The sequence below is a fragment of the Paraburkholderia sp. MM5477-R1 genome (assembly GCF_050436385.1).
Lineage (GTDB): Bacteria > Pseudomonadota > Gammaproteobacteria > Burkholderiales > Burkholderiaceae > Paraburkholderia > Paraburkholderia tuberum.
On record NZ_JBNDMC010000006.1, the window covers coordinates 1,989,400 to 2,008,973 of the forward strand.

General features: G+C 65.2%; 16 protein-coding genes. 13 read left to right on the forward strand and 3 right to left on the reverse strand.

Annotated features, from left to right (window positions below; translation table 11 throughout):
- The first annotated feature begins 33 nt into the window (after positions 1 to 33).
- The 4 genes from OKW35_RS27630 to OKW35_RS27645 all read left to right on the forward strand — a co-directional run bounded on the left by OKW35_RS27630 (position 34) and on the right by OKW35_RS27645 (position 2,378).
- On the forward strand, positions 34 to 606 hold the full coding sequence (locus tag OKW35_RS27630) for a DUF4142 domain-containing protein (RefSeq protein ID WP_429333800.1): 573 nt from the start codon (positions 34 to 36) through the stop codon (positions 604 to 606).
- Entirely contained in the window at positions 603 to 947 is a 345-nt protein-coding gene (locus tag OKW35_RS27635) for a DUF1488 domain-containing protein (RefSeq protein ID WP_090809747.1), read from the forward strand. The genes OKW35_RS27630 and OKW35_RS27635 overlap by 4 nt, the downstream gene beginning before the upstream one ends.
- 97 nt (positions 948 to 1,044) lie before the next feature.
- Complete coding sequence (locus OKW35_RS27640) at positions 1,045 to 1,626, forward strand: hypothetical protein (protein WP_184039756.1); 582 nt, start codon at positions 1,045 to 1,047, stop codon at positions 1,624 to 1,626.
- A 299-nt stretch (positions 1,627 to 1,925) separates the two neighbouring features.
- Positions 1,926 to 2,378 carry a PA2169 family four-helix-bundle protein gene (locus tag OKW35_RS27645; RefSeq protein WP_187613572.1) on the forward strand — a complete coding sequence of 151 codons (453 nt, stop codon included), beginning with the start codon at positions 1,926 to 1,928 and terminating at the stop codon, positions 2,376 to 2,378.
- A gap of 94 nt (positions 2,379 to 2,472) precedes the next feature.
- Here the strand turns inward: OKW35_RS27645 and OKW35_RS27650 are convergent, their stop codons facing one another.
- Positions 2,473 to 2,811 carry a BON domain-containing protein gene (locus OKW35_RS27650; RefSeq protein WP_429353651.1) on the reverse strand — a complete coding sequence of 113 codons (339 nt, stop codon included), beginning with the start codon at positions 2,809 to 2,811 and terminating at the stop codon, positions 2,473 to 2,475.
- A gap of 508 nt (positions 2,812 to 3,319) precedes the next feature.
- Here OKW35_RS27650 and OKW35_RS27655 point away from each other — a divergent pair.
- Entirely contained in the window at positions 3,320 to 4,807 is a 1,488-nt protein-coding gene (locus OKW35_RS27655) for an RNA polymerase factor sigma-54 (protein ID WP_184059959.1), read from the forward strand.
- A 217-nt stretch (positions 4,808 to 5,024) separates the two neighbouring features.
- Complete coding sequence (locus OKW35_RS27660) at positions 5,025 to 6,218, forward strand: pyridoxal phosphate-dependent aminotransferase (protein WP_429553680.1); 1,194 nt, start codon at positions 5,025 to 5,027, stop codon at positions 6,216 to 6,218.
- Between the two features lie 68 nt (positions 6,219 to 6,286).
- On the opposite strand, the gene OKW35_RS27665 is transcribed toward OKW35_RS27660, so the two are convergent.
- A complete protein-coding gene (locus OKW35_RS27665; RefSeq protein WP_429553681.1) occupies positions 6,287 to 7,276 on the reverse strand; it encodes a ferritin-like domain-containing protein in 990 nt (329 codons plus the stop codon).
- Positions 7,277 to 7,491: 215 nt separating this feature from the next.
- Here OKW35_RS27665 and OKW35_RS27670 point away from each other — a divergent pair, with 215 nt between their 5' ends.
- From OKW35_RS27670 to OKW35_RS27700, 7 genes are all read left to right on the forward strand, one after another.
- Positions 7,492 to 9,306, forward strand: a complete 1,815-nt coding sequence (locus OKW35_RS27670) for a S10 family peptidase (protein ID WP_429553682.1) — start codon at positions 7,492 to 7,494, stop codon at positions 9,304 to 9,306.
- 93 nt (positions 9,307 to 9,399) lie between these two features.
- Positions 9,400 to 9,936 carry a FadR/GntR family transcriptional regulator gene (locus OKW35_RS27675; RefSeq protein ID WP_429553683.1) on the forward strand — a complete coding sequence of 179 codons (537 nt, stop codon included), beginning with the start codon at positions 9,400 to 9,402 and terminating at the stop codon, positions 9,934 to 9,936.
- The gene (locus tag OKW35_RS27680) at positions 9,933 to 10,676 is read left to right on the forward strand and encodes a (Fe-S)-binding protein (protein WP_018425278.1); all 744 of its coding nucleotides are present in this window, start codon (positions 9,933 to 9,935) and stop codon (positions 10,674 to 10,676) included. The genes OKW35_RS27675 and OKW35_RS27680 overlap by 4 nt, the downstream gene beginning before the upstream one ends.
- Complete coding sequence (locus tag OKW35_RS27685) at positions 10,673 to 12,076, forward strand: lactate utilization protein B (RefSeq protein ID WP_429553684.1); 1,404 nt, start codon at positions 10,673 to 10,675, stop codon at positions 12,074 to 12,076. The genes OKW35_RS27680 and OKW35_RS27685 overlap by 4 nt, the downstream gene beginning before the upstream one ends.
- Positions 12,063 to 12,647, forward strand: coding sequence for a LutC/YkgG family protein (locus tag OKW35_RS27690; RefSeq protein WP_429403045.1), 585 nt, complete (start codon positions 12,063 to 12,065; stop codon positions 12,645 to 12,647). Before OKW35_RS27685 ends, OKW35_RS27690 begins: the two co-directional genes overlap by 14 nt.
- Before the next feature lie 69 nt (positions 12,648 to 12,716).
- On the forward strand, positions 12,717 to 14,486 hold the full coding sequence (locus tag OKW35_RS27695; RefSeq protein ID WP_429553685.1) for a VRR-NUC domain-containing protein: 1,770 nt from the start codon (positions 12,717 to 12,719) through the stop codon (positions 14,484 to 14,486).
- Positions 14,483 to 16,744 (forward strand): ATP-dependent DNA helicase, encoded by a 2,262-nt coding sequence (locus OKW35_RS27700; protein ID WP_429553686.1) that lies wholly within the window; start codon positions 14,483 to 14,485, stop codon positions 16,742 to 16,744. The genes OKW35_RS27695 and OKW35_RS27700 overlap by 4 nt, the downstream gene beginning before the upstream one ends.
- A 46-nt stretch (positions 16,745 to 16,790) precedes the next feature.
- Here the strand turns inward: OKW35_RS27700 and OKW35_RS27705 are convergent, their stop codons facing one another.
- Positions 16,791 to 19,448 (reverse strand): mechanosensitive ion channel domain-containing protein, encoded by a 2,658-nt coding sequence (locus tag OKW35_RS27705; protein WP_429553687.1) that lies wholly within the window; start codon positions 19,446 to 19,448, stop codon positions 16,791 to 16,793.
- Between the last annotated feature and the right edge of the window lie 126 nt (positions 19,449 to 19,574).

A 19,574-nucleotide genomic window follows, 5' to 3' on the forward strand; every position in this document is an offset into this window, starting at 1 on the left:
CTGCGCATCGGTGATTCGACAGGGAGAAAATGCATGAAATTCCGGTATTCCCTACAAGTGTTGACTGCCGCGCTGGCCGTGTTGGGCGTGAGCGCGGCATCGATCGACACGGCCTGCGCGCAGGCGAGCGATGCGCCCGCGAGCGCAGCGCCGACCGGCAGCACGACGCTGTCACCCGCGGATCAGCAGTTCGTGCTCGAAGCGTCGAAGTCGGACGCCACTGAAATCGCCGCTGGCAAGGTCGCGCTGAAGAACTCCAACGATCCGCATGTCAGGAAGTTCGCTCAACAGATGATCGCCGACCACACGAAGCTGTCGCACGCAATGGCCGGGCTGGTCGCTAAGAAGGGCTTCAAGCCGACGCCGTCCGCGGATTCCGCGCTGGTCGGCAAACTGCAGACGTTGAAGGGCACCGAGTTCGATCAGGCCTATGTCGAGCAGGTCGGCGTGGAAGCGCATCAGCGCGCGGTCGACCTGTTCCAGCAGCAAAGCGAGAGCGGCACCGACTCGCAACTGAAGGCCGCGGCCGCGCAAGCGCTGCCAACCATCAAGCATCACCTCGAGATGGCGGAGCAACTGGCCGGCAAATTGAAGGGCTCGTCATGAACGCGATCCTGCCACGGCCTGCTTATGAGGACTCTCTGATGCAGATCACTTTCCCCGATGACGAAGCGGCCTTCGACGGCGCCAATCTGACCGTGCGCTTTCTTGCGCGCGTCGATGGCGAGCCAGTGGTTTGCGCGATCACTGCCGAGGCTCTGGAAGATCATTTCGGCGCGGAGTCCGCGCTTGAAGCGGCGTTGATGGCCGCTTTCGACAGAGGCCGTCAGCGCATCCGCTCGGTCTGCGCGGAAGCGCTCGACCAGAACAACGGAGAAGGCGTAGTGTTGCATAGCGGACTGTTCAGAGTGGAAGGCATGGAACCGGATCGCGGCGCCGCGGCGTAGCGCCGCTGCATGTCGCATTGACTGGGCGCGCTGCTTCCGACTCGCGCCACCGGCGACAGGATGGTCCACGAACGGCAATTAACGATAAGGAGGCCGTATGTCACTCATCGTCGCGGCACGCTTCACGACTTTTCCCGCTGCGGAAAGCGCGGCGCAAAAACTGTTCGATGCGGGTTTCGTGGAAGAGGACGTCACGCTGTTTTTCGTCAATCCGCGCGGCCAGCATGCGCGTTTCCCGATCGGCGGCGACACCGATACCGACCCCGGCGCGCGAGAAGCGCCTAAAGGCGCGGGCATGGGCGTGACGATCGGCGCGGTGATTGGCGCGGTGATTGGCGTGGCGATCTTCGCGGTGTTTTCCGCGCCGCTGCTGGTGTCGCTGATCGCGGCCGGCGTCGGCGCATATGTCGGCTCGCTGGTCGGCGCGATGTCGCGCACCACGGAGCGCGGCAAATCGGACCATCGCGTGCCGTATCACGAGGAGTCGCGCGATTCGGGCGTGCTCGTCGCCGTGCACGTGTCGCCCGACAATCAGCTGGACGCCGCGCGCGTGCTGCGTGAAGCGGGCGGCGTGTCGATCGAGAAGGCGACCGGCCGCTGGCAGCAGGGACGCTGGGCCGATTTCGATCCGCTGAAGACTCCTGAGCCGATCAAGGAATTCGCGGAGAAGCGCGCGTGATATGAGCGACGCGGCATACAGACAAAAAACGGCCCGATGGCGATCATCGGGCCGTTTTCCGTTTTCCGTTTTCCGCGCTGTTTCGACGTCGCGCGACACCCGCGGTTGCCGCGCATCGGCGCGGCGGCTGCGCTCGTTCGAGCTGCCTTTCGCTACGCATCGGCTCGCGCGAGGTGCCGGGCACGCGTGATGCGTGCTATCAAATGCAGCCCGCCGCGCGTCGAACCGATTCATCGCGAGGCGCATAAAAAGCCCCGCGCGGCGGATTCCGCGATGAACGAAACCCTTGGAGGTATTGAATGGCTACCAACGTTGTTTCCGTATTGAATGATCTGGTCGAAACGTCGAAGGATGGCGAAAAGGGCTTTATGAAGGCAGCCGAGGATGCGCACGACGACCAGCTGAAGATGCTGTTCCGTTCGAGTGCCGAGGACTGCTCGCGCGGCGCGCGTGAGTTGCAGGATGCCGTTCAGACCCTGGGCGGCAAGCCCGAAACCGGCGGCAGCATGAGCGGTGCGCTGCATCGCGGCTGGGTCGACGTGAAATCGGCGGTAGCGAATCGCAGCGACCATGCGATTCTTGCCGAGTGCGAAAAAGGCGAGGACGTCGCGAAGAAACGCTATCACGACGCGCTGGAGAAGGATTTGCCGGCGGACGTGCGGGCAATCGTCGAGCGGCAGTACCAGGGCGTGCTGCAAACGCATGACCGGGTGCGCGATCTGCGCGACCAGTATGCGGCGATGAAGCATTGATCGACGCGCCAGTGCAATAAGGAAGAGCCGGCTCTGCCAGCCGGCTCTGTTACGTTCTGTTCAGTCGAATCGGTGCGAACCCATCGCGCGGATATCAGTCAGCCGCGACCTTCAGATGGTTCTTCACGCTGGTTACGCCCTTCACGCTTTGCACGACATCTTCGGCGGCGGACTTGTCGTCGGCCGACGGCACCGAACCCGTGAGCCACACGACGCCCTTGCGGGTCTTCACGTGGATATGCGTCGATTTGACGTTCTTCGCGGCAAGCAGATCAGCCTTGACCTTGGTCGTGATGGTGCCATCGTCGATATGCTGGCCGATGCTTTCCGACGCCGCTGGCGGGGCCGAAGCGCTGGTCTGGGCGTTCGCGTTCAGCGCGAACGCGACGACGGCGATGCTGCCTGCGGTCTTCAGAAGCTGGATCGTCTTCATGGTTCTCTCCATCAGGTGGTAATGAAAATGGCGGTCTTGTTGGCCGGTGGCCGATCGCGGCCGAAGCCGCTGATGAGACACGTGGGGTCGTCGCCGCTACGGTACCGTCAGGGCCCGTTTCTCGACACCGGACGCTGTACTCGCATCCGCGCTCGATCGAGGCGTTTGCGAAGGGCGGCGTCCGTCCACACACCGTCGCTCCGCAACCATCGTGCCTGCCGGCTGCGAGCCAATCCATGCCGCTCGCGAAAGCCGCATGCACCGGGGAGTTTCGACTGACGAATAGGGCTGCGGCGCGGCCATGCGCGAGGTCGACGGAGAGGTGAAGAAAGGGACCGGAAATTGCCTGCCGTTTGTAAAAACCGGCGCGCCCGGTCAGGGCAATTCATCCGCCTGAATAAACAAAGCGCAATCAAAACAGCGTCTTGCGCGATCTGGTACGGACGTTGCGTTGGTCAGTGAACTCGGCTCGTTGAGTCTGAGGCTATTAACGAACGGGATCACTCCAATGCCTTCAATCGAACTTCGTACAAGGCAGTCTCTCGCACTGACGCCTCGTCTTCAGCAGTCGGTGCGGCTCTTGCAATTGTCGGCGCTCGAGTTCCAGCAGGAATTGCGCACGGCGCTCGATACCAATCCGTTCCTCGAATACGACTCATCCGAAGCTGAGGACGTCGCGCTCGCCGGCACGACGCCAGGCGAAGGTGAAGACGCCAACGCGCCGCCCGCCGTCGATACGCTTGCCGCCGCCGAGCCGGACGGACTGCCGGCGGAAAGCGCCGGTAGCGATACGCTCGAAAGCGCGGGCCAGGACGACATGCCCGCCGATTTTTCCGGCGACTACGGTTCGCGCAACTCGACGCGCCAGAACGGCGACGCGGACGGCAGCGACCCGGCCGATTGGGCTCGCTCGCAACCCACGCTGCGCGAACAGTTGCACGACGCGTTGCGCCTGTACCGGCTAGACGACCGCGATCGCGCGGTGGCCCGTTTCATCATCGAGGCGCTCGACGACGACGGCTATCTGCGGCAGTCGCTGGCCGACCTGGCCGATAGCGTCGATCTGGAACCCACGCTGACCGAGGAAGAACTGCTGGTGGCGTTGCGCCTCGTGCAGGCGCTCGATCGTCCGGGGCTCGGCGCGCGTTCGCTATCGGAATGCCTCGCGCTGCAGATCAATGCGCTACCCGCCAATACGCCGGGACGTGACGTCGCGCGGCAGATCGCCGAGCATCATCTGGAAAGGCTCGCGCGCCGCGAGCAGGCCGAGTTGCAAAAACAGATCGGCTGCAGCGCGGAGGAATTGCGTGTGGCTTGCGCGTTGGTGCGCAAGCTCGATCCGAAGCCCGGCAATTGCTACGGCCGCACCGAGGATAACTATGTCGTGCCCGACGTGATCGTGCGTCAGGTGCGCAACAAGTGGGTCGTGTCGATCAATCCGGCGGTGCAGCCGCGGGCGCGAATCCATCGCATGTATGCGCAGCTGTTCGCGCAGTCGGCCGGCGCGAGCCGTTCGCCGCTCGCGCAGCAACTGCAGGAGGCGCGCTGGCTGATCCGCAACGCGCAACAGCGCTTCGATACGATCCAGCGGGTTGCCGAATGCATCGTCGCGCATCAGAAGGCGTTCTTCCTGTACGGCGAGATCGCGCTGAAGCCGATGGTGCTGCGTGACGTGGCTGACGAGCTGGGCCTGCACGAATCCACGATCTCGCGCGCGACGGGCAACAAATATATGGCGACGCCGCGCGGCATCTTCGAGTTCAAGCATTTCTTCCCGCGCGAGCTCGGCACCGAAAGCGGCGGAACCTGCTCGGCCGCCGCGGTGCGCGCGCTGCTCAAGGAGATGATCGCCGCGGAAAATACGCGTGATCCACTGTCGGACGTGACGCTCGCGAAGATGCTCGCGGATCAGGGCGTGCTGGTCGCGCGACGCACGGTGGCGAAATACCGGCATCTGATGAAGGTGCCGCCGGCTGAACTGCGCCGGCAGCTTTGACGCGCCGAAGTTTTAACGGGGGTTTGAAATAAAACCTGGCGGGGGTTTGAAGCAAAGCAGTCATTCAAACAGCAGTACATTGCGCACAGGGTCATGCGAGGTTATCCGCTCGCATGACCCTTTTTCGTATCTGGACGTTTCGCCGGCGTGCCTTTACATTGGCGGGTCAATTGGAAAGAGATCGGCGGAACGGACCGCACAACAACGGGTGAGCGCAATGAAGTATTCGACTCTGGTCGAGCGACTGCAAGGGCGGCGCACGTCGGCGTGGGAAATTCATCGGGTCGCGCAGCAGGCGGCCGCCAGGGGCGAAGACGTGATCGTGCTGAGCGTTGGCGATCCCGAGTTCTCGACGCCCGCGCCGATCGTCGAGCGCGCCATCGGTGCGTTGCGGGCCGGCGATACGCACTATACGGCGATGGCCGGTCGCGAGCCGCTGCGCGCCGCGATCGCCGCCGAGCACGCGCGCACGACGGGATGCGACGTGAGCGCCGCCAACGTGGTGCTGACCGCCGGCGCGCAAAACGGCGTGTTCGCGGTGTCGCTGTGCCTGCTCGAAGCGGGCGACGAAGTGATCGTTCCCGAGCCGATGTATCTGACCTACGAGGCTTGCGTGCGCGCGGCGGGTGCGACGCTCGTCGCGGTGCCGGTCGATCCGGCGCGCGCGTTTCACGTCGACTGCGACGCGCTCGAAGCGGCGATCACGCCGCGCACGAGGGCGATATTCTTCGCGACGCCGTGCAACCCGACCGGCGTGGTGATGCAGCGCGCCGATCTCGAGCGCATCGCGCGGCTCGCGTGCGAGCACGACCTGTGGGTGCTGTCCGACGAGGTGTACGCGGAACTCACGTTCGAACGCGATCACGTGAGCATTGCGTCGCTGTCCGGCATGGCGGAGCGCACGGTCACGCTCGGCAGCCTGTCGAAGTCGCATGCGATGGCGGGGTGGCGTGTCGGCTGGACAATCGGGCCCGCGACGCTGATCGAGCACATGGCGCGGCTCGCGCTCGCGATGCTGTACGGCCTGCCGGGTTTCATCCAGCAGGCCGCGTTGACGGCTTTGGAGAACAGGGCGGAGATCGTCGCCGATATTCGCGAGATCTACCGGCGGCGGCGCGATGTCGTGTTCGAGCGCTTGCATCGTGTGCCGGGCTTGCGGTGCCTGTTGCCCGAAGCGGGCATGTTCATGATGGTCGACGTCAGCGGGACCGGGCTCGATACGACCGAGTTCACATGGCAGCTGTTTCGCGCACAAGGCGTGGCCGTGCTCGACGCGAGTGCGTTCGGGGAGACGGCGAACGGCTTCGTGAGGTTGGGGCTGGTGGTGGGCGAGGATCGATTGATCGAGGCGTGCGAGAGGATCGCGCGGTTCGTGAAAAGGGGGCGGGGCCGAGAGGGCGGTGGGTTGTAGATTGCGACGATCCGGTCGGTGGGCACCACGGCCAGCCGAAGGTGGCTGGGCAGTGCGTTCGGCGCGGCTTACTTTTTCCTGCGCACAAATTTCAAGCCGAAGCGCACCAGCCGAGGCATCGTTTCGGGCCGCAACAACCGTGGGTCATACCCAGCGAATCGACGTTCGTTTTCCTGAAGACACAGTTGCATCAATTCGGGCACGCTGATATCGACATCCGTTACCGACTGCGCGCCGTTTACCGTGAAGTTGTTATCGTGCTCCTGGACGTTGCCCTCAGCATCCATCGCACGTGCGAGCCCAATGCGCTCCCACACCAGAAACGCCCACACGCCCGCCACCTTGAGCTCGAAGCGGATGCGCTGCCACCATGAAAGCTGCGCGCGATGCCAGGCGACCCAGTTCGCGAACAGCAGAATATGGCGGCACTCTTCCTGCATCACCGGCTCGAATGTCTCGGTCAGTGCCGGCGGGAACAGGCCCGAGCGCCGCGCCACCTCGAACAGGCCGAACGCGAAGAAGCTGTCGATACATTCGCTATAGCCGGTCACGAGGTAAGCCCGTTCCGTGTCTTTCGGATAGACGTACGACGGCTCGCTCGCGAGCGCGATGCCATACGCATGCACCATGCGCGACAGCACTTCCTTATGGCGGTTCTCTTCCCACGCGTTCAGCGCAAGTGCGTCGCGCAGCTCCGGGGTGTCGAGCGAGGCCGCGTAGGCGGCCATGCGCAGCCGCGCCCTGCCTTCGGTTTGCACGGCGATGTCCCAGATCGGCAGATCGACGATGCGCTTGAGCGTCGCGGCTTCGAGCTGCGGCCATGCGAGCACGGACGGGCGATACGGATTGAAGGTCTCGCGAAACATGCGGCACATTTCCTGCCGGTGCACGTCGGAGCCGGGCGCCAGCGGGCCGCTGACGGTGCTAGTCCAGTGCCGCATCGCGTGGTCGGCGGCGTCGAGGGTCGAGGGGTCGGGCTGCTCGTGCGGCAGTTGCGGCGCGCGAAAGCCGGGGATCAGCGCGGCAGCGTCGAATGCATCCAGTACCAGTTGGTCCATTGGGTATTCTCGACAAGGCGACGAAGGCGCTGTCGATTCTGCCATGACTGCGCAGGTCTGCGCCACGTCGCGGAAAAAGCGCTTTGTAATGTTGGGCGTGCGGTGACGCCGACGGTTGACGCCGCGCAAACTTGCGTCAAGAATCGAGCGCCGGGTGTGCTCCCGAACCCGGCTAGCCCGATTCCAGCGCGCTTCGACTCGTCGCGGAAAACTTCATGATCCATCGCTGCTCTTCTTCATTGCGCCGCTTGCTGACAGCCGGATTACCGGCCGCCGCGCTGACGGTGACGCTTTCTGTCGCTGGTGTGGTGCCGTTCGGCGAACGGTGCATGGCAGCCGAACAGGCCGATGCGTCGAGCACCTCGGAAAGCACGGCAACGGGGGGAAGCACGGACGCCGCCGCATTCGCGCCGATCGCACCACGCCAGGGGCCGCAGGCGAACGCGTCGCCGGTCGGCGAATCGAGCGAGCCGCACGCGATGACGGCGCGCCCGAACGGCGAGCCGCGCAGGCGGACGGCTGCGCGTGGCGACACGCAGGCTGCATCGAATGCACCGGACTCGGCCGACGCGACGGCAACGCCTCGCAACGACAGGGCCTCGACGCCCGCGATTCCCGTGCCGCCCGAAACCGCCAGCGTCACCACGCATTCGCTTCGCCTGAACGGCCGCAAGCTCGACTACACGGCGAGCGCGGGCAATCTGTTGCTGCACGACAAGACCGGCGCGCCGAACGCGAGCGTGTTCTATGTCGCGTACACGGTGCCGAGCAGGACGCCTGCGACGCGTCCGATCACCTTTCTGTTCAACGGCGGCCCAGGCGCCGGCAGCGTATTCCTGATGATGGGCTCGGTCGGCCCGAAACGCGTGCGCACCGCGAGCCCCGCGAGCACGCCGCCCGCGCCGTACACGCTCGACGACAACCCCGATAGCCTGCTCGACACCAGCGACCTCGTGTTCATCGACGCGGTCGGCGCGGGCCTGTCGAGACCGGTCGGGCATGGCACGGGCAAGGACTTCTGGGGCGTCGATCAGGACGTCCGTGCGTTTGCGCAATTCATCGACCGTTATCTGACGGTGAATCAGCGCTGGAATTCGCCGAAGTACCTGCTCGGCGAATCGTATGGCACCGCGCGCGCCGCGATGCTCGCTTATCAGTTGGGGCAGAACAATATCGCGCTGAACGGCGTGATCCTGCTGTCGTCGGTGCTCAATTCCGCGGCGTTCGCGCCTGGCAACGATTTCAGGAGCGAGAGTTATCTGCCGAGTTTCGCGGCGATCGCGTGGTATCACGACAAGGTCACACCGAAGCCCGCGAGCCTGCCGGCCTTTCTCGACGAAGCACGCGCGTTCGCCCGCGGACCCTATGCGCAGGCGCTCGAACAGGGCGATGCGCTGCCCGACGATCAGCGCGACGCGATCGCCGCGCGCATCGCGTACTTCACCGGATTGGACGTAGGGTTCGTGAAGCGTAACCGTCTGCGTCTTTATCCGTCGCGTTTTCGAAACGAGTTGCTGCGCAACGAGTCGCGCAGCGTGGGCCGCTACGATGCGCGTTTCGAAGGCCTGAACTACGACGATGCATCTGAGGATCCGGACTTCGATGCGTCGGTGAGCAGCGTGTCGAATGCGTTCAATGCGGCGCTTCATCAGCATCTGTCGGACGACCTGCACTACACGCCAACCGACCGTTACGTGGTGTTCAGCGACGACGCGTTGAAGCAATGGGACTGGAAACATCGCGAATGGTGGGGCGAACGGCTGGAGCTGCCCTACGCGGGCGGCGATCTGGCCGAAGCGATGCGGCAGAATCCGCAGTTGCGGGTGTTATCGCTGAACGGCTACTTCGATCTCGCCACGCCGTTCTATGCGACCGAATATGCGCTCGCGCATCTCGGCCTCGATCGGTCGCTGCGCGAGAACGTGCGCATCGCCTACTATCCGACCGGCCATATGGTGTATCTCGACGATGCCGCGCTGCACGCGATGAAGCGTGACCTCGTGAGCTTTTATACGGGGCAGCCGCGTTGAGATCGGCGAATCGTCGCATGGTGTCGAACGGTATAATTCCCGCACCGTGGAGTAGCCGCGCGCTCTGTCAACCGGCTTCATCGTTCGCCGCTTATGCCATTCACCCCGATTCCGTCCTTCGCGCGCAAGCGCATTTTCGACGTGGTGTCCGACCAGATCAAGCAACTGATCTCGGAGGGCACGCTGATGCCAGGCGACCGTCTGCCGGCCGAGCGCGATCTCGCGGCGCAGCTCGGCGTGTCGCGACCATCGCTGCGCGAGGCGCTGATCCGGCTGGAGGCGGACGGTTACATCGAAACGTCGGGGCGCGGCGGTTTCACGGTGGTCGACGTGACCGCGCCCATCGTCTCGAAGCCGCTTGCCGAACTGTTGCTGCAGAATCCGCGCACCAGTGCCGACATTCTGGAGTTGCGCCAGGGGCTCGAAGCGATTTCGTCGGTCTATGCCGCGCAGCGCGCAACCGCCACCGATCTGAAGAAAATCCGCGCGGCGTTCGAGGCGTTGAAGGCCGCGTCGCTGTCGCGCGATCGCGCGAATCTCGCCGAACTCGATGCCGCGTTTCATCTCGCGATCGCCGACCACGCCGGTCAACAGACATCGTCCCCGCCGCTTTTCCTGAAGAGCCTATGAAAGTCGCGCTGTTTATCCCGTGCTTTATCGACGCGTTCTATCCGGAGGTCGGTATCGCGACGCTCGAACTGCTCGAACGTTTCGGCATCGAGGTCGACTATCCGCAGCAGCAGACCTGCTGCGGCCAGCCGATGGCCAATAGCGGCGCGCATGCGGACGCCGCCGCCACGGAGCGACTATTCGCGCGCAACTTCGCGGGTTACGACTACATCGTCGGGCCGTCCGCGAGTTGCATTCATCACGTGCGCGAACATCTGACCGCGCTCGAGCAGACCGACGAAGTGAAGAAAGTACGCGCAGGCGCTTACGAACTGGTGGAGTTTCTGCACGACGTGATCGGCGCGCGCGAATTTCCGTGGGCCGAGTTTCCGCACCGCGTCGGTCTACACACCAGTTGCAGCGCGCTGCGTCATCTGAAGCAGGCGTCGGCGTCGGAAATCGCCGGCACGCCGTTTTCGAAGCCGCGCGCGTTGCTCGAAGGCGTGAAGGGCATCGAGTTCGTCAAGCCGGCGAGGCCCGACGAATGTTGCGGTTTTGGCGGCACGTTCTCGGTCACCGAAGAGGCGGTGTCGGTGCGCATGGGGCAGGACAAGGTGCGCGACCATCTGGATGCGGGCGCCGAGTACATCGTTTCGGGCGACATGTCGTGCCTGATGCACCAGCAGGGTTGCGCGGAACGCATGAAAGCCGACGCGCGCTTCATTCATATCGCGCAGGTTCTCAATGGAGCACGCGCATGAGCGGCGACCATCACCGCATCGATCACGCCAAAGCCGCGGGTTCTTTCATCAGCAAGACCGAGCATGTCGCGTTTCACGACAAGCGTCTGTGGGACCTGCGCGAGAAGCGCGACGCGCAGGCGCACGGCATTGCCGAATGGGAAACGTTGCGCTCGCTGGCGTCGGGCATCAAGGAACACACGCTGTCGCATCTGGCCGACTACCTGGAGCAGTTCGCGGCGGCGGCCGAGGCCAATGGCGTGGTCGTGCATTGGGCAGCGAGCGCGGAAGAGCACAACGCGATCGTCCACAAGCTGATGTCCGAGCGCGGCATGACGACGCTCGTGAAGAGCAAGTCGATGCTGACCGACGAATGCCGGATGCGCGAGTATCTCGAACCGCGCGGCATTACCGTGATGGAAACGGACCTCGGCGAGCGCATCCAGCAGCTCGATCATCAGGACCCGAGTCATATGGTCGTGCCGGCCGTGCACAAGCTGCGCGCGGACGTGGCCGAGCTGTTCGGCCGGACCATCGGCACCGATCCGAAGAACAGCGACATCCACTATCTGGCCGAGAGTCAGCGCATGAATACGCGGCCGTATTTCGTGCGCCAGAAAACGGCTGGCATGACCGGCTGCAATTTCGCGGTGGCGGAAACGGGCACGGTCGTCGTCTGCACGAACGAAGGCAATGCCGATCTTTCGGCGAACGTGCCGCCGCTGCATATCGCATCGTTCGGAATCGAGAAGCTGATACCGAAGGTGTCGGATCTCGGCGTGTTCGTGCGCATGCTGTCGCGCAGCGCATTGGGTTCGCCGATCACGCAGTACACGTCGCATTTTCGTGCGCCGCGGCCGGGCACCGAGATGCATTTCATCCTCGTCGATCATGGCCGCTCCGAACGGCTCGCGATGGAGGACTTCTGGTACTCGCTCAAATGCATACGCTGCGGCGCGTGCATGAATACGTGTCCGGTCTATCGACGCAGCGGCGGCCTGTCGTATGGCGGCACCTATTCGGGGCCGATCGGCGCGATCATCAATCCGACGTTCGATCTGAAACGCTATAGCGCGTTGCCGTTCGCATCGACACTCAATGGCAGTTGCACGAATGTGTGTCCGGTGAAGATCAACATTCACGAGCAGATCTATAAGTGGCGCGCGGTGATCGCCGAGCAGCACGAAGTGCCGTTCGTGAAGCAGGAAGTCCTGAAGATGGCGGGACGTCTGCTATCGAGTCCGACCTTGTATCGCGCGACGGTGTCGTCGATGGGCAGCGCGTTGCGGCGGCTGCCGAATTTCGTGCTGTACAACCCTCTGAATATCTGGGGCCGGCAGCGCGAATTGCCGGAGGCGCCGAAGATGACTTTTCATGCCTGGTACAAAAAGAATCGCGGAGGCGGCGATGACAACGCGTGAGGCTTTTCTCGCCAAGGTGCGCGCCGCGCAACCGGCCGCGCGGCCGCGTCCCGACGTGCCGCTGTTCGAAGCGGTTGGCGGCGATCTGCGGGCGCGCTTCACGGCGGCGTTGCAAACGATGGGCGGCACGTGCGTCGAAGCGGCCAGCGCGAGCGACGTCAGCGATCTGATCCGCGAGCGTTTTGGCGCGGCGGCATCGATCGCATCGGCGAGCGCCGAAGTGCCGGGCACGCGCGTGATCGGCGCGGATACGGACCCCGCATCGCTGCAGGACGTCGACGTCGGTTTGGTCCGTGCGCGCTTTGGCGTCGCCGAAACCGGCTCGGTGTGGTTTAGCGAGCGCGAATATGTGGTCAATGCATTGGGCTACATCGTCCAGCATCTGGTCGTGCTGCTCGATCCGGCGCACTTGCTCGATGGACTGCAAGACGTCTATCGTCGCGACGATTTCCGCAGGGCGCGTTACGCGGCGCTCGTTACCGGCCCTTCGGCCACCGCCGATATCGAGGGCGTACTGATTCGCGGCGCGCAGGGCGTGCGCTCGCTGACGGTCGTGTGGCTCGCGGGCTGATGCGCGGCGGTCGCAGCGCCGGACTTTGCTATCATCACTGTATAAACATACAGGTCCCGCACAAAGTCCGTGGCAACCGATGCTCGCTCAGAGATCCGCTCTGAAGCCCCTTACTACCTGCTGAATTTCGAGCGCGCGCTTGCGTGGCTCGCCGCGCGTTACGACGATCTGCTCGACGACGAAGAGCGCGCTTTTCTGGAAACTTTCGCGACGTTGCCGCAGGCATCGCGTGCGCTGCTGGTGCGCATGCTGATGCGCAAAGGCATGCTGTTCCGCGCGAGCCGCCTGGCTTACGACGAAATCGGCTGTCCGTTGCAGGCGGCGATGCCGATGACGGTGCATCGTTGGATCGACGCCGAGCCGGCCCTGTCTCTCGACGACCTGTTTGCGCTCAGCACGCGTGCGCAATTGCAGGACATCTTCGCGGACGCGATCGCGCGGATTCCCGGCGCAAAGGCTTTGCGCAAACCGGATCTGCTCGAAATGCTGCGCGAGTTTTACGAAACCGCAAGCGGCGACGCGCAAGCATGCACATCACGTCCGCTCGCCGCCTGGCACGACGCTTCTACGGACCGCGTGCTGCACGTCGCGATCGCGCCGTTGTGCGATCGCTTGCGCCTGATGTTCTTCGGCAATCTGCATCAGGACTGGTCGGAGTTCGTGCTCGCCGATCTTGGCGTGTTCCAGTACGAGAAGGTCGCGTTCGGGCCTTGGTCGCGCGCGTTCCAGCAACGCGCGGACGTCGACGTTTATCTCGCGCTGCACGCGTGCCGCGATGCGCTCGAATGGCTACCGGTCGGCACCGGCACCCCCACCCTTCACGAACTGATCGCGACCGTCCGCTCGATCGGCACCGCGAATCCGTGGCTCGAAATGCGTCGCGCGAAACTACTTTTCCGGATCGGCCAGGATTGCGAGCGGCGCGGGCAGTGGGACACCGCGCTCGCGGTGTACGACGCGTGCACTTGGCCCGGCGCGCGTCTTCGACGCATGCGCGTGCTCGAGCGCAGCGAGCGTTACGGCGAAGCGCTGGCGCTGGCCTCGCAGGCCGATGTCGCGCCTGAGAGCGAAGAAGAGGCGCAGCGCGTCGCCCGGATGTTGCCGCGCTTGCGGCGCAAGTGCGGCGAGCCGGTGCCGCGCGCAGCAGCGGCGAGGCCTGTGGAGCGCGGCACGCTGGTGCTGCCGAAGCCTGATACGCCGGTGGCCGTCGAGTACCTGGTGCGCGATCATTTGAGCAGCGACGCCGCGCCGGTGCACTACGTCGAGAACGCGCTGATCAATTCGCTGTTCGGCCTGCTGTGCTGGGAGCCGGTGTTCACGGCGTTGCCCGGCGCGTTTTTTCATCCGTTCCAACGCGGACCGGCCGATCTGCACGCGCCGGACTTTCACGCGCGTCGCGCCACGCAGTTCGCCGCGTGCTTCGCGCAGCTCGATAGCGGCGTCTATCGCGACACGATTCTGCGGCATCTGCACGACAAGGCCGGCATGCAGTCGCCGTTCGTGTTCTGGGGACTGCTGACGCCCGAGCTCATCGCGCTCGCGCTCGACTGTCTGCCCGCCGCGCATCTGAAGCTGTGCTTCGAGCGCTTGCTGCGCGACATTCGCGGCAATCGTTCGGGCTTGCCCGACCTGATCCGGTTCTGGCCGGCCGAGCGTCGCTATGAACTGATCGAGGTGAAAGGCCCCGGCGATCGTCTGCAGGACAACCAGATCCGCTGGCTCGCGTACTGCGCGCAGCACGGCATGGCGGTGCGCGTCCTCGACGTGCGCTGGGCCGGGCAAGAGGCGCAGAGCGAAGCGGACGCCGCGACGCAAGCCGCAGCGGAGCGCGTCGTATGAGCTACGTGGTGGCCGTCCGCGCGATGTGCGAATTCACCGCTCGGCGCGGCGATCTCGATCTGCGCTTCACGCCCGCGCCGACTTCGCTCGAAGGCATCGCGGGTCATCAGATGGTCGCCGGCCGTCGCGCGAGCGGCTACGAAACCGAACTCACGCTGACGGGCACGCATCGCAGTCTGACCGTGCGTGGCCGCGCGGACGGCTACGACGGAATCGCGAACCGGCTCGAAGAAGTGAAGACGTATCGCGGCGATCTCGCGCGCATGCCCGCGAATCATCGCGTGCTGCATTGGGCGCAGGCACTCGTGTATGGGCATCTGCTGTGCCGGGCGCGCGGGCTCGGCGAGCTGACGATCGCGCTCGTCTACTTCGATATCGGCAGTCAGAAGGAAACCGTGCTGACGCAGCAGCACAGCGCGCGCGAACTCGAAATCTTCTTCGTCGACCAGTGTGAACGATTTCTCGATTGGGCCGTGCAGGAAGACGCGCATCGCGTCGCGCGCAACGCGGCGCTCGTCGCGTTGCAGTTTCCGTATGGGCGGTTTCGGCGCGGGCAGCGCGAGCTCGCGGTGGCCGTGTATCGCGCGGCACGCGACGGCAAGCCGTTGATGGCGCAGGCGCCGACCGGTATCGGTAAGACGCTGGCGACGATTTTTCCGTTGCTGAAAGCCTGCGGCGAAGACCGGCTCGATCGCGTGTTCTTTCTGACCGCGAAGACGCCGGGCCGCGCGCTCGCGTTCGATGCGATCGACTCGCTGCACCAGAGCGCGCCGTTGCCGCTCAGAACGCTCGAACTGGTCGCGCGCGACAAAGCCTGCGAGCATCCGGACAAAGCCTGCAACGGCGAGTCCTGTCCGCTCGCGCGCGGCTTTTACGACCGTCTCGATGCGGCGCGCGCCGCCGCGTTGGCGACGCCACGGCTCGATCGCGCGGCGGTGCGCGAGGCTGCGCTGACGCACAATATCTGTCCGTACTATCTGTCGCAGGAGCTCGCGCGCTGGGCCGATGTGATCGTCGGCGATTACAACTACTACTACGACGGGAGCGCGATGCTGCATGCGCTCACGCAGATCAACCAGTGGCGCGCCGGCGTGCTGGTCGACGAAGCGCACAACCTGCTCGAACGCGCGCGGCGCATGTATACCGCGTCGCTAGATCAAAGCGCGTTCCGGCTCGCGCGCAAGAGCGCGCCGGTGGCGCTGAAGAAGCCGCTCGAACGCTTGCAGCGCGAGTGGAATGCGGTGAAGCGCACGCAGACGTCCAGCTATCAGGTGTACGCGGAGGTGCCCGGCAAATTGCTGTCCGCCGCGCAGAATCTGATCGGCGCGGTAATGGATCAGCTCGCCGACGCGCCGTTGTCGATCGACGAACATGCGCTGCGGGTTTTCTTCGACGCGATGCACTTCGTCGCGCTCGCCGAGCAGTTCGGCGAGCACTCGATGTTCGACGTGACATTGAGCGCCGACCGCTACGCGCCGCGCGACAAAACCAGTGCGACGCTCTGCGTGCGCAACGTGATCCCCGCGCCGTTCCTCGCGCCACGCTATGCGGCCGCGCGTACCACGGTGATGTTCTCCGGCACGCTGAATCCGCAGCATTTCTATCGCGACACACTTGGGCTAGCCGAGGACACGCAATGGCTCGACGTCGAGGGACCGTTTCGCGCGGAGCAGTTGCAGGTGCACGTGGCCGCTCATGTGTCGACGCGCTGGCGTGACCGCGAACGCTCGCTCGCGCCGATCGTGGAGCTGATCGCGAAGCAGTACGACATGCAGCCCGGCAATTATCTCGGGTTCCTGAGCAGTTTCGACTATCTGCAACGCGTGGTCGCGCTGCTGCGCGAGCGGCACCCCGGCTTGCCGGTGTGGGCGCAGGAACCCGGCATGGACGAAGCCGCGCGCGATGCGTTTCTCGCGCGCTTCAGGACGATGAATCAGGGCATCGGCTTCGCGGTGCTCGGCGGCGCGTTTTCGGAAGGTGTCGATCTGACCGGGCAGCAACTGATCGGCGCGTTCGTCGCGACGCTCGGTCTGCCGCAGATCAACGACGTCAACGAGCAGATGCGCCGCGCGCTCGATGCGCGCTTCGGCAATGGCTACGACTACATGTACCTGTATCCGGGTTTGCAGAAAGTCGTGCAGGCGGCGGGGCGCGTGATCCGCACCGAAGAGGACCGCGGCGTCGTGCATCTGATCGACGACCGCTTTCGCAGGCCGGAAGTGCGGCGCCTGTTGCCGCGCTGGTGGCAGGTTCGCTAGCGCCGCGCCGCGCTAGCGAACCTTTACGCGCGCGACGCGCGACGCGTCACGCGTGCGGCGAGGTCGAGCCCGGATTGCCGGGCGTGCCAGGGCCGCCGGCCGGGCTCGGATCAACCGGGATCTGGTCGTCGAGCGGCGCGTCGCCCTTGTGCGGAGCGTGACCGTCCCCGGCGGCGTCGCCATCCGGCCGGTCGCCATGGCGTTCGCGCGGCAGGGCCGTATCGAACCTGGCCTTGCTCGCGGGGTCCCACGTGAGCAGATGACGCTGCGGATTCGCGATCTCGATGCCGAGTTCGCTGAAGCGCTCGAGGATGCGTCGGTTGAATTCGCGTTGCACGCCCCAGCGCGACGTATCGCGGCATTGCATCTGGCCGGCCAGCGTGATCGCCGAACCGTCGACCGCATCGACGCCCCAGAACGAGAAGTCCGCCAGGATGCCGTCCTTGAAGTTGTCGTCCGTGCGCAGCGATGCGCCGATTTCCTTCAGCGTCTCGATCGCGCGCTCGACGTCCTGGCCGAACACGATATTCACGCGCACCGCCGCGTTGCCGATGCCGCGATTCGTGTTGTTCACGGTCGACACCGAACTGAACGGCACCGTAAACAGCGAGCCGTCGCCGCCGCGCAGCCGCACGGTGCGAATCGACAGATATTCGACGGTGCCCGACACGCCCGCGAGCGTGACCCAGTCGCCGACCTGCATCGCGTTTTCCATCAGCAGAAAGATGCCGGTGATGAAGTCCTGCACGAGCTTCTGCGAGCCGAAGCCGAGCGCGACGCCGAAGATGCTCGCGCCCGCGAGCAGCGGGCCGATGTTCACGCCGAGTTGGCTCAGGCCGGTCAGCACGACGACGAGCGCGATCACGCAGAACAGCGCGGTGCGCAGCATCGGCATCAAGGTGCGCAGACGCGCGGCGCGCACCAGATCGCCGCTGCTCGTCCAGTTATCGAGGCGACGTTCGGCCGACACGTTGACGATCTCCCACACCACCAGCGCGATGATCGCGGCGACGGCGATCGTCGCGAGCGCCGAGGCGAGCCGGTGGCCGATCGTGCCGCTGCGGAACAGATCGACGACGTCGACGCCCCACGCCTGCAACAGCACCAGCGCGGTGACGCTGCCGATGATCCAGCCGATCACGCGCCGCAGCGCCGGATAGTATCGGTAGGCGTGCTGATGCACGAGCGAGTGTGACGCATCGTCCTGCACATGGAAGATGCGCGCGAGCGCGCCGAAGATCACGATCGACACGAGCCGCGCGCCGATCAGTATCGCGAGCGTCATGCCGCCGATATTCACGAGCGCGTGATAGCCGTTCCGTACGTCGAAGGCCCAGACGAACCACAGGCCCATCACGATGACCACGGTCACCACGGCCCACGCGTCCGCGAACGCGTTGCCGAACATCTCTAACGACTCGTGAGCGGCGAAGCGATTGCGGATCCGGTTGGCGACCGGTTTCGCGCAGTGCAGCACGAGGATCGAGATCATCACGTGACCGGCGAGTGCGACCACTTTCAGCAGCGCGAGATGCGCGGCGTCGTTCATGCCAAGCGCCTGTGCGACTTCGGCTAGCGCGACGCCGGCGCCGACCACGCTGACGATTCGCACGATCCAGCCGAGCACGAACGCGGCCCACGCATCGCCCATGCGCAGCAGCCGCAGACGCGGTGCGCTCGGCTGCAGGAAGAATGCGCCGACGATCACGACGCAGCGGCACACCACATAGACGTCGATCAGAGAATCGAGCGCGCGATCCTGCGGCGTGCCGTTGCCGGTGAAGATCGACATCAGCGCGCTCGCCGCGCCGAGGAACACCGCGATCGGCACGAGCCGCACCAGCGTGATCAGCAACGCGCGGGGCAGACGTTGCAGCAGCGTCCAGTGGTGCGTCGCGTTGCGCTTGCCTTCGGCTTCGATGGCGCGGCCTTTGGCGGATGGCGTCGCGTACGGCGCGGCCGGGCCAGTCGTGACGGCTTGCGCCTCCGCTTCGAGCACTGACGGCACCGATGACAGCGGGGGCAGCGGCGGCGTGCTGGTCGGCGGATGACCTGCCGGCGCGGCGCCGGCGGCGTGCGCGGGCGGCGGTGAGTTGTCGTTGTCATCCTGCAGCGCGGCTTCGCGGCGCGCGGCGATCACCCGATAGACGCGCCGCAGCAGCCGCCGCGCCAGCCATTCGAGCACCAGAGCGGGGATCAGCGCGGCCAGCAGCGACCACAGCACCTCGAACAGCACCGCGCGCGCGTGCGGATTGGCGAACTGCCAGTTCCACCATGCGCGCACCGACGCGACGTCGAGCAGCGCGGCGATCGAGCCGCGCAGCGAGGTCGCGAGATGGCCGGCGTAATGCGCGCCCTCGCGCGCGAGTTGCGAGGCGAGGCCATTGGATTTGAACGCGTCCGGCACGAGCGCGGCTGCGCCGCTTGCGGCGGCGGGCGCCGACGCCGCCGCCGGCGCGGATGCGGGCGGCGCGCTCAACGCGCCGGCCGCGGCGATCGCTTGCAGCGTATCGGCGACTTGCGCGCGGCGTTTGGGGTCGTTCAGGACAGCGAGCGCGTCGCGGGCCTGCTGAGGTGTCAGCGTGACGGCGGCGGAAGCGGGTGTCGCGGGCGTGGGATGGGCAGGCTCAGGCGCGGCGGCGAAGACGGGCGCCGCGCCTGCGAGCAGAAAAATGAAAAAATAGATACGCAGAAATTTTTGCATAGGGTGTAAAGCGGGATGAAGCCAGTGCGGACGATAGTGCCGGAACATGGGTTGTTTCAGCGGGGTGACCCGGGACCGACACGGGGCGGGGCGCTGAAGTTCCTGCGGCGCAGGCCCGCCGGACGG